This window comes from Candidatus Nanopelagicales bacterium, assembly GCA_037045355.1.
GTDB lineage: Bacteria > Actinomycetota > Actinomycetes > S36-B12.
Genome location: JBAOHO010000029.1, coordinates 185789 through 204367 on the forward strand (window position 1 = coordinate 185789; position 18579 = coordinate 204367).

At 65.8% G+C, this 18579-nt stretch carries 21 protein-coding genes; 12 read left to right on the forward strand and 9 right to left on the reverse strand.

Features of this window, described 5'->3' with window-relative positions; all coding sequences use genetic code 11:
• The first annotated feature begins 173 nt into the window (after window positions 1-173).
• The 4 genes from V9E98_16005 to V9E98_16020 all read left to right on the forward strand — a co-directional run bounded on the left by V9E98_16005 (window position 174) and on the right by V9E98_16020 (window position 1967).
• Entirely contained in the window at window positions 174-530 is a 357-nt protein-coding gene (locus V9E98_16005) for a phage tail tip lysozyme (GenBank protein MEI2718467.1), read from the forward strand.
• A complete protein-coding gene (locus tag V9E98_16010; GenBank protein MEI2718468.1) occupies window positions 496-1083 on the forward strand; it encodes a hypothetical protein in 588 nt (195 codons plus the stop codon). The genes V9E98_16005 and V9E98_16010 overlap by 35 nt, the downstream gene beginning before the upstream one ends.
• A complete protein-coding gene (locus tag V9E98_16015; GenBank protein ID MEI2718469.1) occupies window positions 1016-1393 on the forward strand; it encodes a hypothetical protein in 378 nt (125 codons plus the stop codon). The genes V9E98_16010 and V9E98_16015 overlap by 68 nt, the downstream gene beginning before the upstream one ends.
• A 166-nt stretch (window positions 1394-1559) precedes the next feature.
• Window positions 1560-1967 carry a hypothetical protein gene (locus tag V9E98_16020; GenBank protein ID MEI2718470.1) on the forward strand — a complete coding sequence of 136 codons (408 nt, stop codon included), beginning with the start codon at window positions 1560-1562 and terminating at the stop codon, window positions 1965-1967.
• Between the two features lie 199 nt (window positions 1968-2166).
• On the opposite strand, the gene V9E98_16025 is transcribed toward V9E98_16020, so the two are convergent.
• Window positions 2167-3015, reverse strand: a complete 849-nt coding sequence (locus V9E98_16025; protein ID MEI2718471.1) for a hypothetical protein — start codon at window positions 3013-3015, stop codon at window positions 2167-2169.
• Window positions 3016-3223: 208 nt separating this feature from the next.
• On the opposite strand from V9E98_16025, the gene V9E98_16030 reads away from it, so the two are divergent.
• Entirely contained in the window at window positions 3224-3472 is a 249-nt protein-coding gene (locus V9E98_16030) for a hypothetical protein (GenBank protein ID MEI2718472.1), read from the forward strand.
• Window positions 3473-3641: 169 nt separating this feature from the next.
• Here V9E98_16030 and V9E98_16035 read toward each other — a convergent pair whose 3' ends face one another.
• The 4 genes from V9E98_16035 to V9E98_16050 all read right to left on the reverse strand — a co-directional run bounded on the left by V9E98_16035 (window position 3642) and on the right by V9E98_16050 (window position 5516).
• Entirely contained in the window at window positions 3642-4325 is a 684-nt protein-coding gene (locus V9E98_16035; protein ID MEI2718473.1) for a C4-type zinc ribbon domain-containing protein, read from the reverse strand.
• A 30-nt stretch (window positions 4326-4355) separates the two neighbouring features.
• A complete protein-coding gene (locus V9E98_16040) occupies window positions 4356-4691 on the reverse strand; it encodes a Nif3-like dinuclear metal center hexameric protein (GenBank protein ID MEI2718474.1) in 336 nt (111 codons plus the stop codon).
• Window positions 4675-5058 (reverse strand): hypothetical protein, encoded by a 384-nt coding sequence (locus tag V9E98_16045; GenBank protein MEI2718475.1) that lies wholly within the window; start codon window positions 5056-5058, stop codon window positions 4675-4677. The genes V9E98_16040 and V9E98_16045 overlap by 17 nt, the downstream gene beginning before the upstream one ends.
• 206 nt (window positions 5059-5264) lie before the next feature.
• Window positions 5265-5516, reverse strand: coding sequence for a Nif3-like dinuclear metal center hexameric protein (locus tag V9E98_16050; GenBank protein MEI2718476.1), 252 nt, complete (start codon window positions 5514-5516; stop codon window positions 5265-5267).
• A gap of 51 nt (window positions 5517-5567) precedes the next feature.
• Here V9E98_16050 and V9E98_16055 point away from each other — a divergent pair, with 51 nt between their 5' ends.
• The 3 genes from V9E98_16055 to V9E98_16065 are packed head-to-tail and all read left to right on the forward strand — an operon-like array spanning window position 5568 to window position 7886.
• Window positions 5568-6395, forward strand: coding sequence for a DUF2786 domain-containing protein (locus tag V9E98_16055; protein ID MEI2718477.1), 828 nt, complete (start codon window positions 5568-5570; stop codon window positions 6393-6395).
• Window positions 6392-6904, forward strand: coding sequence for a hypothetical protein (locus tag V9E98_16060; protein MEI2718478.1), 513 nt, complete (start codon window positions 6392-6394; stop codon window positions 6902-6904). Before V9E98_16055 ends, V9E98_16060 begins: the two co-directional genes overlap by 4 nt.
• Before the next feature lie 16 nt (window positions 6905-6920).
• Window positions 6921-7886, forward strand: coding sequence for a DUF4349 domain-containing protein (locus tag V9E98_16065; GenBank protein MEI2718479.1), 966 nt, complete (start codon window positions 6921-6923; stop codon window positions 7884-7886).
• A gap of 67 nt (window positions 7887-7953) precedes the next feature.
• Here the strand turns inward: V9E98_16065 and V9E98_16070 are convergent, their stop codons facing one another.
• Window positions 7954-8763, reverse strand: a complete 810-nt coding sequence (locus V9E98_16070; protein ID MEI2718480.1) for a polysaccharide deacetylase family protein — start codon at window positions 8761-8763, stop codon at window positions 7954-7956.
• A gap of 241 nt (window positions 8764-9004) precedes the next feature.
• On the opposite strand from V9E98_16070, the gene V9E98_16075 reads away from it, so the two are divergent.
• Together V9E98_16075 and V9E98_16080 are read left to right on the forward strand one after the other, a co-directional pair.
• Window positions 9005-10363, forward strand: coding sequence for a patatin-like phospholipase family protein (locus V9E98_16075; protein ID MEI2718481.1), 1359 nt, complete (start codon window positions 9005-9007; stop codon window positions 10361-10363).
• A 3-nt stretch (window positions 10364-10366) separates the two neighbouring features.
• Window positions 10367-10945, forward strand: coding sequence for a DUF4190 domain-containing protein (locus V9E98_16080; GenBank protein MEI2718482.1), 579 nt, complete (start codon window positions 10367-10369; stop codon window positions 10943-10945).
• A gap of 62 nt (window positions 10946-11007) precedes the next feature.
• On the opposite strand, the gene V9E98_16085 is transcribed toward V9E98_16080, so the two are convergent.
• Both V9E98_16085 and V9E98_16090 read right to left on the reverse strand, forming a co-directional pair.
• Window positions 11008-11751: a hypothetical protein gene (locus tag V9E98_16085; GenBank protein MEI2718483.1), complete on the reverse strand. Its 744-nt coding sequence runs from the start codon at window positions 11749-11751 to the stop codon at window positions 11008-11010.
• Window positions 11752-11841: 90 nt separating this feature from the next.
• Window positions 11842-13815: a right-handed parallel beta-helix repeat-containing protein gene (locus V9E98_16090; protein ID MEI2718484.1), complete on the reverse strand. Its 1974-nt coding sequence runs from the start codon at window positions 13813-13815 to the stop codon at window positions 11842-11844.
• Between the two features lie 112 nt (window positions 13816-13927).
• Here V9E98_16090 and V9E98_16095 point away from each other — a divergent pair, with 112 nt between their 5' ends.
• The gene (locus V9E98_16095; protein MEI2718485.1) at window positions 13928-14269 is read left to right on the forward strand and encodes a cupin domain-containing protein; all 342 of its coding nucleotides are present in this window, start codon (window positions 13928-13930) and stop codon (window positions 14267-14269) included.
• Between the two features lie 51 nt (window positions 14270-14320).
• On the opposite strand, the gene V9E98_16100 is transcribed toward V9E98_16095, so the two are convergent.
• Window positions 14321-16984, reverse strand: coding sequence for an alpha-glucosidase (locus V9E98_16100; GenBank protein ID MEI2718486.1), 2664 nt, complete (start codon window positions 16982-16984; stop codon window positions 14321-14323).
• Between the two features lie 91 nt (window positions 16985-17075).
• Here V9E98_16100 and V9E98_16105 point away from each other — a divergent pair, with 91 nt between their 5' ends.
• Entirely contained in the window at window positions 17076-18569 is a 1494-nt protein-coding gene (locus V9E98_16105; protein ID MEI2718487.1) for an AAA family ATPase, read from the forward strand.
• The last annotated feature ends 10 nt before the right edge of the window (window positions 18570-18579 follow it).

An 18579-nucleotide genomic window follows, 5' to 3' on the forward strand; every position in this document is an offset into this window, starting at 1 on the left:
CCAGCCGCTGCTACTTCCACCGCGGTTCTGACCCGGATCAGACCCCGTTCTCGGAGTGTGACGTGTCCCACCTCCGATTATCGGCGTCCAGGTGAGCGTGAATGAGAGGAAATTGCGGCACAAATGAGTGGAAACTTGCAGAGGGCTTACATGACCTTGTTACGGTCCTGCGGATGACTCACCGCACCCACGCCTTCGCCATTGCCGTCGCCACCACCATAGCCGTCCTGCTGGGCGGTTTCTTGGTTCCCGGAGCTGCCGATGCCGCTCCGTCGAAGCGTAAGCCGCGCAACACCGCCCCGGTCGTGTGCACCGACACCGCGGTGACCCCGTACGCCACGCCGCGCGCCCGTTACGCATTCACGCAACTCACGGCGGCTGGGTACTCCCCCGCGGCGGCTGCCGGGGTCGTGGGCTACCTCGACTATCGATCCGCGCTCGCGCCGATGGCCCTCGCCACCGACGGCACGGGCTACGGGATCGCGCAGTGGCCGCTTGGAGCGGTGGCGCACCCTGGTGTCGATCGCTGAGGACGAAGCCGGTAACCGCTGGAGTCCCAAGCGACAGATCGAGTTCCTCATCACCGAGATGGCGACGAATCCGGTCTCTTTCGACAGTGAGGGCTTCAAGACACTCACCGATGCGGGTGACGCAGCCAAGGTGTTCGAGCGCACGTTCAACCCCACCCCGAACACCAATCCTGTGGCCCTGAGCAGCAAGGCACAGGAGTGGTTCACCATTCTCAGCGCCCTTCCCAGCACCGACATCGAACCGGGTTTGACGAACGGCATCCAGGTGCCATGCGTGCCCACCGGCGTCAGCGTCGATCAATGCCCGATGGTGCCGCGCTCGTTCAAGCGCAACTTCGCGAACTACACCGGATACTCCTGGGATCGGCTGAACATCAACACCCAGCGCATGTCCCGCTGCGTGTACGTCAACTTCCCCTACATCACCGCACACGGGACCTACGGCGGACACAGTGCCGGTGTGGAAACAGGCTCTCGACTTCTTCGTGCCCAGCAGCTGCAGCAATGCCGGCGGCTCCCACACGAACGACCCCAACGATGTCCTTGTCGGTGACCGGCTCACCCGCTACTTGATCGACAACGCCTCGCGAATCGGCGTCGACTACGTGATCTGGCAGGACAGCATCCGCAACCCCCGCGAGCACGCCGGCGAATCCGTGTGGCAGCCCCTGAAGTATTGGCGGCAGGACAACTACAACAACGGGGACTGCGTCAACACCCACTTCGATCATGTGCACGCCAGCGTGTATGCGGGAGTCGGCAACTTCGGCAAGCGCACTCGTGGCTACGACACCGGCAAGAACTGGGGCTACGCCCACAGTGACCTGACCCCGGGTCTGAACCCCGACGGCAAGCCGTGGTGACCTGTCTGAATCGCTGAGCGATCTCTCGGGGAGTGAACTCCCAGTTGGGCGCGCGACGAGCGACCGACCTGGTTGGCCCTCACCGGGCCCCGGTCGGTCGCTTGGCGCGTCCACCGCGCCTGAGCGTTCCGAGCGCCCCTAGGATGCGGGGAACGAAGGAGACCCCATGATCCACCCCCGTTTGGCACTCGGATTGGCCGGTAGCGTCATCGCACTCGCAGGCTTGACCGCATGCTCCTCCACGAGCAGCACGACAACCGCCAGTTCCGCGCCCGCCACCAGCGCCGCAGCGCCTACGGCAGCGCCCACCATCGCGGAGCCCACCACCGCATCGGGGTACTCCGCGGAGACCGAGAAGAACTTCGTCGACGCCTGCACCACGCAGGCTGCTGCCGGGGGCATGACGCAAGCCGCCGCGAAGTCCCTGTGCGGCTGCTGGTACCGAGGCATCGAGCAGACCGTGCCCTTCGAGGACTTCCTGGCCGCCGACCAAGACGCCGCGACCGGTGCGCCAGTCCCCGATGACATGATCAAGATCGGCGAGCAGTGTGAGTCGAACCCGTCGGTGTTCTGACCGGCAGACCATGGGGGGCGCCCTCACACGAAGTCCGAACTTCGGTGAACTGACGGGAACCACCCGATCAGCGGTGCGGTGGGCGCGTTGCGCAACCGAGGATCACCGGTGATGGCCCATGGCGCCGTCGCTGGATTCGAACAGTGATCACGGCGGCGCGGGTCATCACCAGTCGGGGGCTGAGCCCGGACGACAAACGTCAGGAGCCAGGGCCGGCGAACATGACGGCGCGTTGCTCGGGCTCGGCTGTCACCAAGGTGACGTCCGCCTTCGTCCCCACGACAAGATCGCCCCGTGCTTTGGCCCGCACACCTGGGTCGGCAATGACGATCGAGAATATGTTCCGCTTGTCGCGATCCACCACCGCTGCGGGAAACACCTCTCCGACCCGATCGGCCAGGAGCACTGCTTCGACGAGGTTGATGGACTCTCGCTCCAGCGCCCGAGCCGTACGGGTCGCGGACGCCATGAGATCAGGCAGTTCAGCCAGGGCCTCGGTGACCCAGCCCGCGGGTTCCTGGCCCGCGGACACGCTCAGCGCGACTTCGGTCCCGAACCTGTCCACGAGCCGCCGCAGCGGTGCTGTGACATGGGCGTAAGGGGCCGCCACTGCGGCGTGTGTCGACAACTCCGGTTCGGAGCCCATGAACGCGGTGTAACCTGCCCCGCGCAGCAGCGTTGTCGCCAGCGACAGGAAGGCCAGGTGACTCGGTTCCCGGGGATCTGCTCCCCGGATCAGCTCCGCGTAGGATCCCTCGGTCGGCCAGCGGAGGCCAAGCGCTGCGGCAGTCCGGCGGACCCTCGCAAGGTCCTGCGGGTGAGGCGGCGGCATCGTCCGGAGAATGCCCACACCGCCGGACAGCATCAGATCGGCCGCAGCCATCCCCGTCATCAGGGAGATCTGGGCGTTCCAGCCCTCCACCGGCAGTGGCGCGCGGAACGATAGGTGCCAGGATTCCCCATCGAAGGTCACCTCCTGCTCGGGTACCGGCAGATCGACTCCCCCGCGGGCGCGCTCCAACTCCTGGCGCAACCAGCCCACAGTCACGCAACCCTGTGAGGATCTCGTCCGCGGTTCCGTCATCCAATCGGGTCTGGACTTCGCCGTAGGACAACTGCGCTCGGGACCGGACCACAGCTCGTGTGACCGAGACATCGATGGGGGCAGCGTCGGCGTCGAGGCGGAAGTCCCACAGCGCCGCCGGGCGGTCTTGGCCCGGGAGCAGACTGGCTGCCCCCTCCGCCAACGTCACCGGGTGGAGCGGCACTCGACCGTCGGGTGCGTACAACGTGAGTCCACGCCGCCGCGCCTCAGCGTCGATCACTCCACCAGCGCTGACGAAATGGGCGACGTCCGCGATGGCGTATCGAACCCGCCAGCCGGTCCCACTGCGCTCGACGTGGACAGCCTGATCCAAGTCGACCGAGCCTTCCGGGTCGATAGTGACCAGCGGGACATCGGTCGCGTCACGGGCCTCTTGCCCCGATTGAACGTGCCGGTGTGACGCCGCTAATGCCGCTGCCGCGACATCGGCCGGGAAGTCCGAGGGAATCTGGAGCTCTGTACGAACCTCCCGCAGCCCGGCCCGCACGCGGCCATCCTGTCGATCCGCGAGACGAACCTGTCGCGTGGTCATTACCCCACCTTGGCAGAGCAGCCGCGACCGTGCCCGATCACGGCAACAGGATGCAGCCGCATTCCTCGCAGTATCGGATCTCGTCCTCCGGGGCGGAACGCAGGGCGTCGAGATCGCCGGGCGGAAGCTCCAGGCGACAACCTCCGCACTGGGTCCCGACGAGTTGTGCCGCCGCCACAGGCGTATCGCGGCGGATGCGCTCGTAACGTTCCACGAGTGCCGGGTCCAGGCGCGCGGTCAGAGCCGACCGCTGCTCGGTGAGCCGACCCGTCTTGCTCCGGCTGTCGTCGGCCACCGCCTCGTAGTCGACACGGGCGTCGGACACCAATCCTGCGATTTCGCCGGCGCGCTCCTGCAGCCGGACCAGCCGGGCAGCGATCCGCTCCTGCTCGGCGAGCATCTCCAACTCGGCATCCTCGAGTTCCGTCAACCGGCGCTCCAGGGAACCCAACTCGTGCTCAAGTTCGCGCTGGACCTTGGCCGAAGCACCCGAGTTCGCCATCTCGAGGTCACGGGCCAGTCGTGCCCGGACTCGCTCGATCTCGGTTTCGGCACGATCGATGGCCCTTTTGAGGTCCGACTCGGCGATCTCTGCCTCGACTGCCGCTCGTTGCACGTCGTCTCGTTGCGCCTCGAGCTCTTTCACCTGGTTGGCCTGCTGTCGCTGGGCAGTGGCGCGCCGCAGCCGATTCAGTTCGGTGTCGATGGCCTGGAGGTCCAACAGCAGTGCCCGCTGTTCCGGGACGTGCCTTCATGATGATCTCCCGACAGTGGCGACGTGTCCGGCCCACGGATCTGTGTTGCGCGGATTGGCAGCGGCCGACACTGCCAGCCCTTCGGCAGCGGCATCGGCGACCAGTTGGTCCGCCCACGCCGACAGCCACAAGGCCTCGCCAGAGGCATGCGGGATGTCGACAACAGCCACATCGTTGTCCGCGATGAAGTCGCTGACGGGGTGGTGGCGCAGGTCGCTGGTGACGAACGCATCAACCCCTGCGGTGGCCACGTCCTCGAACAGTGAGTCCCCCGCGCCGCCGCACACCGCGACCCGGTGCACCTGACGACGCGGATCACCGGCGAACTTCACTCCGGAGTGATTGGGCGGCAGAGTCGGCCGCCAACTGCTGCACAAATGTCAGCAAGTCGGTCGCCGGGACGTCTCCGACACGACCGAGTCCGGTCGGACTGGGCAGAGCCACACTGTCGACCACCGAGAAGGCCGGCTCCTCGTAGGGGTGCGCCGCCCGCAAAGCGGTGATCGCGTCGTCGAGGCGCGACCGGGGCACGACCATCTCGAGGCGATCCTCGGCGACGTGCTCAAGCTGTCCCACGCTGCCCATCCGCGGATCGGCGCCGGGCATCGGCTGAAACTGGCCGGTCCCGGCAACCCAGAACGCGCAATGGTCGTAGTGACCGATCCGACCCGCACCCGCATCGGACAGCGCCAGAGCCACTCGATCGGGTGTATGTCGCCGGAACGTGCACCACGACACGCACCGGCCCGGGTTCGAGACGAGCCCGCAGGGGGACACGTTCAGAAGCCATCCCCACAGCGTCGGCCAGTGCGTCGTTGACACCACCGGGCGCCTGGTCGGCGTTGGTGTGCATCGTGATGAGGGCGCAGTCCGCCTTGACCAAGGCGGCCAGAGCCCGGCCCCGGCTACTTGTTTCTGCGATCGAATGCACCCCGCGGAGCAGGAGGGGATGATGGGTCACCAGCAGATCGGTACCCGCAGGCCACAGCATCCGCAATGACGTCAGGGCGCGGATCCACCGCGAACATCGCTGTTGCCACTCTGGCCGTCGGCTCCCCGACGACGAGTCCGACACGATCCCAGTCCTCCGCCGTCGCCGGGTCGGCGCGCCGGTCGAGCAGAGCGAGGACCTGTGACAAGGTGGGGATCTCGGACACACTCGCAGACTAACCAAGTCCTCCGTCGGACCCCCAGCGCAGGATTCACCCATGATCGAACGCATCGCCAAACTGCTCAACAAGGCCGAGCGCTCCGCCACCCCGGAAGAAGCCCAGCTGTACTTCGACAAGGCCCAGGCCTTGGCCACCGCTCACTCCATTTCGCTGGCACGGGCCCGCCTGCAGCACCCCGGTGACGTCCGGGCCCCCCAACCCGTCAACCGCACCATCCGAATCGGTGAGCCGCGGCGCCACGCCAATCGGCACCTCATCGCGTTGATGGCCGCCGTCGCCTCCGTCAACGGCCTGCGCGTCGACATCGCGCACAACTCCACTTATGTGATCGCCTACGGTTTCCCGGATGACATCGACGCCGCCGAACAACTGTGGAGTCACATCGCCACGCAGATGATTCGTTTCGGCGAGCAGTACCTGGCGACCGACACCTGGCGCAGCGACGAACGGATCGTGGTGCGTGCCGGGTGGGGTCACGTTCGACCGATGACGAAGCAGACGGCCCGGGCCACCTACTACGCGTCATTCATCGACACGATTCGCCTGCGGCTGGCCGAGGCCCACGACCGCGCGGTGCAACGCGCCGACGAGCAGGCGGTCTCCGACCGGTCCTTAGCCTCGGAGTCCTCGGGATCCGAGTCCGTCGGATCCGAGGCGGGAGCCGCACTCGCGCTCCGGGCCAAGGACGAAGCCGTCGGTTCCTTCTACCGGCAGTCGTCCACAGCTCGCGGCACCTGGACGGGGGGCTCCAGCGTGATCGGTCGCTCCCGCTCGGCATCGGCCGCGGGTTCCCGCGATGCGCACGCGGTCCGTCTCGGGTCGGCCACGCAGGTGGGTGGTCGACGGGCGGCCCTGCCGCAATGAACGCGCCCCGGGACACCTCCCGTGCCGGTGTCTACTCCGCGGAGGACCAAGTCATCGCAGTGCTCGACCGCGGTGGTGTGGTCGATTTCCATGGATCCACCTTCGATGTGCCACGGCAGCGCCGCTTCGGCGATCTCACGGCGGCGAGTGCCTACCTGAACGCGGTACGCCGATGTTCCTGGGGATACTCGGACACTCCAGCACCGAACCTGCGCCACCGTCGGGGTCCGGGACGCGCTCACTGGATGGCGCCGGACACCATCGCCCTGCCACAAGATGCCGCTTGGGCCATGACCGAACTTGTCCTGCTGCACGAGTACGCCCACCACGTGAACTGGCATCACAACGGCAGTAGCGGCCACGATCAGGGGTATCGCGACATCATGCTCAACCTTGTGGCCGAGGCGCTCGCGCCCCAGGTCGCGACACTGCTACTGGCGGCCTACCACTCCGCCGGGGCCTGGGGTGACAACCCGGCCACCCCGACATCGCCGCCCACGCTCACGTGAATCGAGGGATCCTGACATGCCTGGAGAACGTCGAACTCCCATGACGAACCTTCGGATCGCAGCGGCCAGCGTGGCCGTCCTGGCTGTGCTCACCGGCTGCTCGACCGCCACATCGGGAAGCTCGGCACCAGCGGAGAACTCCGCACCCCTGGTGGCTCCCACCACGGCCGACCGGTCAACGGACCAGGCGGGCAACAATCCTGCGGCCAACAGTCAGCAGGTGGACCGTGAAGTCATCCGTACTGCTCGGTTCACCGTGGTCGTCGAAGACACCGAGGCCTCAGCTGCGACACTTACCCGCATCACGGACGACGCCGAGGGTTACGTGCAAAGCGTCGACACCGGCAACGGTGATGGCGGGTGCACGCCCGAGCGGCCGTGCACGTTGCTTCCCGACGACCGGCAGAGCCCACTCGGTGTGACGACCATCGTCCTGCGAGTCCCCGCATCCGCCTACGACGGCACTGTTGCCCAGATCGGAGAACTCGGCGAGGTGGTCGCCGTCGATGTCACCGCCGACGATGTCACCGGACAGGTCACCGACCTCGACGCCCGCATCGATGCCCAACGCGCGAGTGTCGCCCGGGTGCAACAACTGATGAAGCAGGCCAACAACCTCTCTGAAGTCGTGCAGATCGAGAAGGAGCTCTCCGATCGTCAGGCCGAGCTGGAGTCACTGCTCGCGCAACGTGCGCAACTCGCTGATGCCGTTGCCCTGGCCACGATCACCGTTGCTCTGGTCCCCACCGATCTGCAAAGCGAGGTCACACCACAGGACCCACATTGGTGGGACGCCCCAGCAGCGGCGTTCACCCAGTCGTGGCAGGTACTGCTCGTGACGGCCGCTGCACTGTCACCACTACTCATCGCGGCAGTCATCATCGGAGGACTTGTGATGTGGTTCGTGCGACGTCGGCGCCGCACCCATGCCAAGTGGCCGGCACCCGAACAGCCACCGGTATCCCCCGGTGACGAGCCCTGAGCCCTGAGCCGTATCGCGAGCCCGGTCCAGCCAGCCTCATGCCGGAGCTCACAGTTGCGAGCCGAGGTCAGGATCGCGCGGCAAGCACCTCGTCGAGCGTCACGAAACCGTACCCGGCCGCCTTCAGTTTCGAGAGCGTTCGGGGCAGGGCCTTCGCGTCGAGGGTGCTGCCATCGTCGGGATTCGAACCCAGATGCATCATCATGATCGCGCCCGGCCGCGCCCCGGCCATGACCTTGCGGGTGACTGACCGAACTGACTGACCACCGCTGGTACCCATCCACCCCAGGGTGTCGACAGTCCAACCCATCACGGCGTATCCCAGATCATTTGCTGTCCGTACCGCCGCTTGGTCGTAGCTGCCGAAAGGGAACCGGAACCACGGAGCCGGAGTACGTCCCGTGATCGCCGTGATCTGCCGTCCCGCGGTACGGATCTGCCGCACCCGTTGCCGCGTGCTGAGGTCCTGGAAGTCAGGGTGGTTGACGCTGTGGTTGGCGACCCGGTGTCCGGCGGCCACGATGCGACGCATCTCGGCACGGTGACCACGCGCGAAATCGCCGGTGACGAAGAATGTGGCGGCCACATCGTGTCGACTCAAGGACCGCAGGATCGGGCGCACGCCGGCAGCATTTGCACCGCCGTCGAACGTCATGGCGACGACTTTGCGGTGCGTCGGCAGTCGGGTAAGACTCCGCCCCGTCCACCGTTCCGGGAGGCGACCGACTGTCATCGAGTCCGACAGGACCTTGGCCGCCTGGAGTCCTGCTGAGACACCCACGGTGTTCACTGCCCCCTGAGCATGGGGCGTACCGGCGATCACCGCCACCGTGACAGCGGGAGCGATCACCAGGGCAGCGGGATTGAATCTGAGCACATCACCATCATGGCCCGACCGCCCTCGGCAGTCAGCCACATCGGTTCACTCCGGTCGTCACCCATCCCGTCGGACCACGCGGTGCGGCCACAACCGATCGGATACCTGACCGCCGAGCCAGACACAGTCGTCCGATGGAGGCATCGACGCGGCCATCAATGCCGGACACGTCCGCATCCCACTGCACACTCCCGCGTGCCGATGGGTCGACAATGTAACTGGACCGCAGAGAGGACGACTAATGGCCGATCGCTGCGTCGGGTTCGTGTTCTCGGGTGGTGGCGCCAAGGGATCGTTCTCCGCCGGAGCAGTCGACTACTTGATTCGCGAGCGGAGCGTACTGCCGAGCATCATCACCGGCACTTCGGCCGGGTCGATCTGCGCGGCAGTTCTCGCCCAGGCGCGTTCGGCTGCGGAGTTCTCCGGGCTGGCGGGAGTGCTGCGTGACGACATCATGCGCATGAGCCTCCCCGATGCGACTTTCGCGAAGCAGCCCTGGCTCACCGCCCTTGATGGCACCGCGGCCGGCGATGACATCACCAAAGTGATCCGGGGCAAGACCCGACCGGTCATCCCACCTGATCCCACGATGTCCGATGACGTGCTGGCGACCGGAGGCCCACCAACCCTGACCTTTCGCCAGGTGTGGGACGACCTGCGCTCATTGGTGACCAACCTGCCCGCCGAGCACCGCGCATTGAAGAGCCTCGGTTCGGACAATCGCTCGCTGATGCTGCTCGATCCGCTCGAGAAGGCGCTTCGCGGCCAATCACCGGGAGTGGGTCCGTCACCTATCGACGAAAAGGCGATCGCCAGACCTGATCTGCAGCTGCGCCTCACGATCACAGCTCTCAACGACGGGTGTCCACGATTCGTCACGGAATCCGGCGCCGTGGTGGACAGCGACGCCGTGACACCGGCGGAAGGATCCCCGGTCCCAGGCGTGATCGAGGGTCTGCTGGCATCGTCGAGCGTCCCGGCTGTGTTTCCCGCCCGACCCATCGGATCCGATGTGTACGTCGATGGCGGCGTCGTGATGAACATCCCGCTCGAACCCGCCCTGAGCCTCGGTGCTCAAGACGTGTTCCTGATCCTGGCCGATCCCCTGGACTGTCCGCCACCGACGTGCGACTACAGTTCGGCGAACCTCTTCGAGGTCCTCACCAGAGCTGAAAGCACCGTGTCGTTCTACACCCAACAACACAGCGACGTTGCGCGGTCGCTGTCTTCCGATGTGACCATGACGACGATCGACCCGACAGTGGTCGCGGTGAGCACGTTCGAGACCGAAGGGGACCTGCTGCAGATCAACATGGATTACGGCTGGCTCCGGGCCGCCGGCGAGACGTCCGAACTCGCTGAGGCGGATCGCACGACAGCCCACGGCCTCGCGGACCGCCTCACCATCGGCCGGCTGCGATCCTGGTACTTGGACAATGGATTCGGGGGGTCAGGCGCCGCGCACGACAAGTCAGCAGTCAGCGCCCGCTCATTGGTGTCGGATTCACTGTCGCAGTGGACGGCACTCGGCTTGCCGGTGCCCGCCACGGCATCGAGTTGGGCCACAAAACCGACGCCGACACCGAAGCCGGCACGCTGACCGTTGGAGCAGGACATGGGCTACTGGGTCTCGATCCACGGTCGTCGTTTCGGACCCCACTCCGGGGGTCAGATCAGGACCATGCTCCACTCCGGCCAGATCCCGGGCGCGGCCGAAGTCTGGATTCCGGCCGAGAGCAGGTGGATTCCGGCGCCCGAGCTCGCTCCAACGATTGCGCAGGTGAATACCGGGGCAGCCACGCTGTCCAGCGGCATTCCAGCAGCCGCAGGATCATCGGTCGACCACGTCCCCATCGGAATTCCTGGGTCCGACATGGCATCACACGCTCCCGGGCGACCATTCACTGCGCGATTCAACCCGCTTGCCGTCACCTGCTTGGTACTGGCTCTGGTCAGTCTGCCCCTGCTGGCTGTCGTCGTCGGTTTCGCGATCGCCGTGCTCGCCGTCGTTGTGGGCCACCGAGCACTGAACACGATCGAGCGCTCCCGCGCGAACCCAGTGCCGCAACGGGGCACGACATTGGCAGTGATCGGCTTGATCGTCGGTTACCTCAGCATCTGTGTGGGCGCCGTCGTGATGGTGCCCGCCATGCTTGCGCTGCCGATCCTGAACGCGGGCTGACCCGGATGACGCGTGGAGGCAGGGGTTGCTCAGCTCCGCCGTGTCACCGTCGGCGGTCGTCGTCACTGCGGGAGCTGCATGACTGCGTTTCCGACCCGCGTCCCGTCTCCCCGATAGGCGAAGAGCGACAGGCGCCCACCTGGCCGCGAATCGGGAACCGCGATCACAACCGGTCGGGAGGACGCAGCAGGCACGGTGACGATTCCGGTACGAGCCTCGGATCCGATGGCGGCCTTGGCCCGTGAACCCCCCGGGGAGACGTATCCGCGTGCTCCCACCTCCACGGCGCGCCCCGACTCGTTGATCACTGCGGCTGTGATTCTCAGGTCGTCGTCGGTGTTGCGGTACTGGTAGCGAACTCGGACCACGATCGGTCCCAGTTGACCATTCACCGGTGGGCCCCCGACGATCCGAGCGGCCAGCGGGCCACCCGGATCCGAAGTCCAGGCCTCCAGCCGGTCCCGTCGGTCGAATGCGAAGTCGCGGAAGTAGTACTCGGTTCCGTCGGAGTAGCGGATGGTGGCCATGTCAGTGGAGGCGACGACTGAAGGGCTGTCTGTATCGACACGTCCAGCCGCCAAGGTCTCACCCCAGTAGCCCGCGAAGTCGCGCGCTGGTGAACCGGGTGCCGACTGTCGTCGCATCGCCCGCACATCGTTGTCCGCCCAGGCATCGAGGTAACCCACGGCCTTCGTGGGCTGTGCGGATTCGGTGGCGCTCAGCGTCGTCGCAGGCAGCACGTTCTGCGATTCGGCGCAGGCCGACAGTCCGAGCGCCAGTGTGGCGACGACGAGTCCCCTGATCATCGGTCCCTCCACTCGGCGAACCTTAGCCCTCACTCCTTTGAGCACGGGTGACCTGCACCAGCACGCCTGATCACTCCCCAGCCCAATGGTTCAGCGCAGGGCACGGCAGGTCGAATTGCCCTTCACCTTGTTGCCGCGACCCTTGTCGATCACGTTGGCGCGCTCGTTCTGCAGACAGTCACCGCGACGATCCCGCCCGATGTAGTTGTGCACGACCTTGTTGTCCTTTGTCTTCGACTTCAAGGTGACGCCGGGGCCGTCATTGCCGCTGATGAGCTTGGACACCTGACCCTTACCGCTGTAGCCGAGGACGTTGTTGCGCGCCTTTCCGGAGACGAGAACACCACCGAGTTCGTTGCCGACGAGGGGCCAAGAGGAGCCCTTGTGGATGCCTTGGATGTTGGATCCGATGAACGTGTCGAACACCTTGTTGTGGTGAGCTTCGCCCTTGATCACCAGACCGTAGCGGTCGTTGCCCGACAGTGTGTTCTGGCGGATGACCGACCTCAGGTCGCCACCGATGGTGTTGTGATGGGCCTTGTCGGTGACGAGAATCCCGTTGGCCCCGTTGGACAGGACTCCGTCACCTCGGGTGTTCAGTCCGACGATGTTGGGGTCCACCGTGACGTCGGTGGCCCGACCGCCGATCTCGATTCCGTTGCCGTCATTGCCGGAGAACACATTCGTACGCAGCAGGATGTCGCCTCCGGTCGCTGTGACCAGGATCCCGTTCTCGCCGTTCGGAGCGGCACCCTTGAAGGCCAGCAGACCCCCGAAAGTGTTGAAGGTGGTGAAGCCTCCGGCCTTGCCCTTGACCACGATGCCGTTCTCCGTGTTCCCGGCGATGACATTGCCCAACGGGATCACTCCGCCGACCTGCGTGTCTGTCGAGTCACCATCGACGACCAAGCCGTTGCCGCCGTTGCCCAGCAGTGTCGTGTTGTCGGCTGCCACACCGAAGAAGTTCGCCTGGACGACCGTTCCGTCCGAGTTCGAGATCCGCAGCCCGTTCTTCCCGTTGTCACTCAGGATGTTGTAGTAGACGAAGGGGTCGTCCTGGAACCGGCATCCTTGCAGCTTGTTGTCGTCGGAGTCCTCGATCAGCACGCCATTGCCGCGATTGCCCAGACCATCGTCTCCGCCGGCTGTCGTACCGATGAAGTTCCCGTTCAGCACGTTCCGGCTGGAACTGTCGCTGATCGTGACGCCCTGCCGCTCGTTACCCGACACCAGATTGCCCAGCGGCGGCACGACGAACACCGGTGTGGTGGATCCCTCTGAACCGGTGGGGTTGTTCGACTGGCCGGTAGCCGAGTCGGTGAACGCGCGCCCGCCGATGGTGTTGCGGGTGGACTTGTCGGCGAGGGTTATGCCGTCGATGCCGTTGGGAACCGCCGTCGCCCCCGCCGGGTCGGTGCCGATGTAGTTCGCCTGGACCGTGTTCTGCGACGACCGGACCATCCGGATGCCGCTACCTTCATTTCCGGAGATGACGTTGCTGACGGCGCCCGAGACTTCGGCGGTGTTGCCACCGATCATGTTGGCACCCGAGCCTCTGGCCAGCTCGACACCATCGCCGCCGTTGCCCGCTGCCACTCCAGCGGGTGTCAGACCGATGTAGTTGCTCGCCAACACAACGCCCGAGCCGAGAATCTGCACTCCGTCGCCAGATGCCCCGGTGACGGACAGGGCGGACATGCTCCCGGTCGCGGCAGTCCCGAAAACCAGTCCTCCGTGGCCGTTGGCGTCGATCTGTACCAACGGTGGCCCACCGGAGACGTACGTCGGCGCTGTCGTGCCATCGATGACCACATCACTGGTGATGTCGGGCAGGGCGGAGGTCAAGGCGATACGTCCAGTGACGCCGAACTGAATGGTGAACGGGCCACCGGCCGTGTTCGCCTGCATGATCGCATCGCGCAGTGAACCGGGGCCGCTGTCTGCGACGGTCGTGACCATGGCGGACCCCGTCGCGGCATTGGCGGTCACATATGGCACTGTTGCCAGCCCACTGGCGAGAACCGCGAAAGATCCGATGAGGGCGGTCGTTGAGGTACGGCGCACGATGTCTCCGATCCTGGGTGATCTTCAGGCTGTCACACTAGCCGTGCATTCCCCGGCTGAGCGGGCGCACGATGGATTAGCCACCAATGGCCGACGAGATCAGGGAGCGATGATGACAACGAGCCAAGTGGATGAATCGGTGGCACGGACTGGGGTGTGGTCCGAACTTCCCATTCCGGCGGAAGCGACCACGTCAAGGGTCGTGGTGAACAACAAACTTCTGCGCGTGGTGCAGTTCGCCATGGACACGGGCCAGGAGCTCACCGACCACGCATCCCCACGAGCCGTCACCGTGCAGATGATGCAGGGCGACTTGAGTTTCACGGTGGGAACGGATCAGTACCTACTGACTGCCGGCGACGTCGTCTACTTGGCTCCCGGCGAGCGGCACGCGCTGGTCGCGCAGACACCCTGTCGGTTCACCTTGGTCCTCGTCGATCAGGACCGCGACTGACCGCGATTCACACGCCACCGCCCGGAAAGCCTCACCGCCCGGAAAGCCCGGCTATTGATCGAGGCCCGCCGCTTTGATGGCCTTGATGATGTCCTCACCGGTCGGATCGCCGACCTCCACGAATGCAGCCGGCGTCCCGATGGGGGCATCCACGGTGACCATCCGATCGCCCCGGAACACCTCGCCGGTCAGGATGTGTCGCCACTCGCCAGGAGGGAACGTGACATCCACGGTCGTGGCGTCCTCTTCGTACACCGGTGCCACAAACAGGTGATCACCCAAGAAGAACTGCAGGTCCTGACGCGCTGCCTTGCTCCCCGGATACACGAGCCACGTGTGACGCCGCGCGGGGATGCCACGCTCGATGGCTTCATCGATGACGCCGGCGCGGTACTTGTGCAAGGCGGCATAAATCTGCGACGAACGAGCGAACTGCTGCCGGGTGGTCGCAGTGCTGTAGATCTGCTGGTTGCGCCGCGGACGGTTGGTTTCGTGCGAACGCATCACGACACCGAATGCCTCGAGTTCACCCCAGCGCGCATTGAGGTTCGGCGGGCGGATGAAGTCGGTGACTCCGGTGTTGACGCTCGTATAGCCACCGATGTCGCTGTGCCACAAGGGAGCACCGGACACGCCCCCGGCCAACATTCCCTTGATCACGCTCTTCAGGCCATCCTCGACCGCGTAGTTGACCATCTGGTCTCCGGCCCACATCAGTGGGGCGTACTTGGGGCTGCCGGTGTAGCCGGAGCGGAAGAACGCCACGCAATCGGGAACACCACCGCGCTTGCAGCCCTCGCGCACTGTCTTGGCCCACAACTGCGGATACCGATTGTGCTGCTGCATTCCGGTTCCCTCATGCAGGACGCTGTCGAAAGGCAGGTACTCACCGAAGTCGGCCATGAAACCGGACGCTCCGACCCCGAGGAGGTTGTCAGCGATGATGTCTGCGTACCAGTCACGAGCGGCGGGATTGGTGAGATCGACCATCGCCGTCGGGAAGCCCACGGTTTGCACGATGTAGGTCTGCCCCAGTTGGTTCTTGACCAGGTATCCCTTGCGTTCCCCGATCTTCAGGTAGTTCTTGATCGGGTGGCCGTTGACCTCGCCGGCGTCGATGACGGACGGGTTGATGTAGGTCATCACCTTGATGCCCTGCTTGTCGAAATCCTTGACCATCTTGTTCCAGCCGGGGTAGGTGGATCGGTCGAGCTGCCAGGTCCACCACAGTTGCTCACCGAAGTCGGTGACCCGCTTGCCCACCCAGTCCTGAAGCCACACGCCGGAGATCTTGGTCTTCGCCGCCTGCATGTCTGCGACGATCTGACGAACCGCATCGGTGCCGCCCTGCAATCCCAGGACTGCACCTCGCTGAATCCATCCGGCCAACTCGGGCCGCTTGGTTCCGGCGGCCCGGGCCGCAATCAGTTTCTTCGGAGTGCCGGCGGCCTGTACCCGCGCGTTCATGACCGGTTGGAACGACTCGAGTGCGATCTGTGTGGACCGACGCATGTCGACCGTCGCGAAAGCCCCGCTGCGCAGATCATCCACCAACTCGAACGATCGCTTCTGGGCAGTGACATAACTGGGCCACGGCGCGTAGGTGGTGTTCAGGTTCCCCGCACCCCACGTGGCGAAGTCGACGATGCGCGCGGCCGGTTCCTCACCTCGGGTCACGCCCTGCTCCTGGACGAGGATCGGGATGATCTCACCAGACAGGTCAAACGGGCGGAACTGCTCGCCGAGACCGTGCACCGCTGCATCGCGACCCCGCCCGGAGGTCAGTTGCACACTGTCCACGCGTCGGCCGGTACTCGTCCTGGCGAAGCGGACCGAGATATCCAGTGCAGTCACAGTTCTCGAACGCTGGGCGGATTTGAATGCGACGGTGTAGCGGGCGCTTTCGCCGCTGCCTCGAACCTTGCCGCTGATGGTCACTGAGTTCCCGGAGCGTTCGACATCGCCGATGGATTGCCTCGTCAGTCGCGCCGAGCGTTCGACGTCCGGCCAGAACGCACCGGCTTTCGACCGGCTGTACCAATTGACCGTGTTCCGACTGGCCCCCACGAACGCCCGTCCCGGGTCGCTGGCCCACACAACTCTGCCACGTCGATCGGTGACGGTGACGCCCACTCCCCGCTGTCCCCGAGGAGACCCGTTGCCCGGTACGCCTGCCGTGACCCGCACCCGGTAGGCACCCAGATTGAGGGTGCTCTGCGCACGGGGACTGACGGTCAGGCGACCGGGCACCATCGGGTCGTACTCGTCCGGCGGCACCGTGTCGCCGTAGTTGACGGTCACCACCGCGACGGAACTCACGATCCTGGGTTGCCCGTTCGCCGCCGGCGCAACGGCGCGCACCCGGTAGTCATCCCCCGTGTATGCCTTCCATGTACCGGTCGCACGTCCGGAGGCATCGGTCTGGACCCGGTCGGTGGTAGTCCAGCCACTGTTGGTCCACCGGATCTGGAGTTCGATGTCACGCCGGGCTGCCGGGGTGATCTGAACGGTCGCGGAGTTCTCGTCGCCGACCAGTGTCGTGGCGGACGCGACGGTGATGGCGAGGTCGGACGCGGCGGCGTTCACCGCGCGTTCCTCGCCAACGGAGGCCGCCGAAGTCGATACCGAGACGGCGCCGAGCGCCAGAGATACGCCGAGCACCGCGAACAGAAGTCGCTGGTGCCACCGAGATGGTCCTTGCCGTGTCGTCCACATCACGGACCCAACGCTAGTCGTCGGCATCGGCCATGTCCCGCGCTGTCGCGGCAGACGCGCCACTGCTCGACCTCGGCAATACGCTGTGGCCGTGGCCACAGCAATGGCGGATCTGCGCGCACTGATCGCCAGTCGGCACAACCTGATCCTCGTCGACACCCGTGACGAGGAGTCGTTGCGGACCGTCGTTTCCGACGTCGCCCGGCAGTTGCAGATGCCGGTCTGGGAATGGACTCCAGCGGCCGGGCTGAGCGTGCCCCATTCCCCACCACAGACCAACACCCGTTCCCCCGACCAGGCTCTGGCGTTCTTGCGGGACCTTGGCCGCCCGATGGTGGCTCTCTTGCTCGACGCCAACCCGATCCTCGATGACCCGGTGGCCACGCGAATGCTCAAAGACCTCGCCGTGGGAACGGCGGGTCAGACCCTCGTCGCCACCGGGCTGGGCCCACCCGTTCCCGCTGCACTCGAAGGTCTGGCGATTTCGTGGGTCATGCCCCCGCCGGATCGCGAACAGATGAGCCTCGTGGTGCAGCGGCTCATGGTGTCACTTCCCCATATGGGCTTGCGGATGGAGGTCAGCGATCCGCGCCGCCTCGTCGATGCGGTTCTGGGACTGACCCCGCGAGAGGCAGAGCAGGTCCTGTTGCAGCAGGCAGTCGTCGACGGCCGACTCGACGACTCCGACGCCGCCGCGGCCCAGCGTGCCCGCGCCGAACTGCTGTCGGAGGGTCCTCTGGATCTGATCGACCCGGATGTCACGTTCGCCGATGTCGCTGGTTTGGCGGCGCTGAAGTCCTGGCTGACGCAGCGCGCCCGCGGTTTCGAACCGGCCGCCAAGGAGTTCGGCCTCGACGCTCCCAGGGGTGTTCTGCTCACGGGCGTGCCCGGATGCGGCAAGTCCTTGATCGCCCGTGCCATCGCCGGCACATGGGGTATGGCGTTGGCGGCGCTGGACGCGGGTCGCCTCCACGGCTCTCTGGTCGGCGAGTCTGAGAGCCGGTTGCGCCAGGCTCTGGCTGCTGCCGAGGCGATGACCCCGGTGGTCTTGTGGATCGATGAGATCGAGAAGGCCTTCGCCGACGGCGAGCAGAACGACGGAGGGGTGTCCCAGCGAGTCATGGGGGTGCTGCTGCGTTGGCTGCAGGAGCGCCCCGACGGTGTGTTCGTGGTTGCCACCAGCAACGACGTCACCTCGCTGCCACCCGAAGTGACGAGGCGCGGTCGCTTCGACGAGTTGTTCTTCGTCGACCTACCCGACCCGCTGGAGCGTCAGGCGATCCTGGCGCATCATCTGACGACCCGTCGCCGAGATCCGGGGGCGTTCGATCTGTCCGCGTTGGCGGCGCAATCCGACGGCTTCTCCGGAGCGGAGATCGAAAGCGCCATCACGTCGGCTCTGTACAGCGCATTCGAGCGGGGTGTGGACCTGGACAGCGACAGCCTTGCCTCCGAACTGATCCGCACGGTTCCTCTGTCGGTCAACCGCGCCGAAGACATCACCGCGCTGCGCCAATGGGCTGTCGGCCGCGCCCGGCCCGCTGGAGGGACACCGCCACCCACAACGCCCGCCATGATTCTTTGAGCCCTCGGCC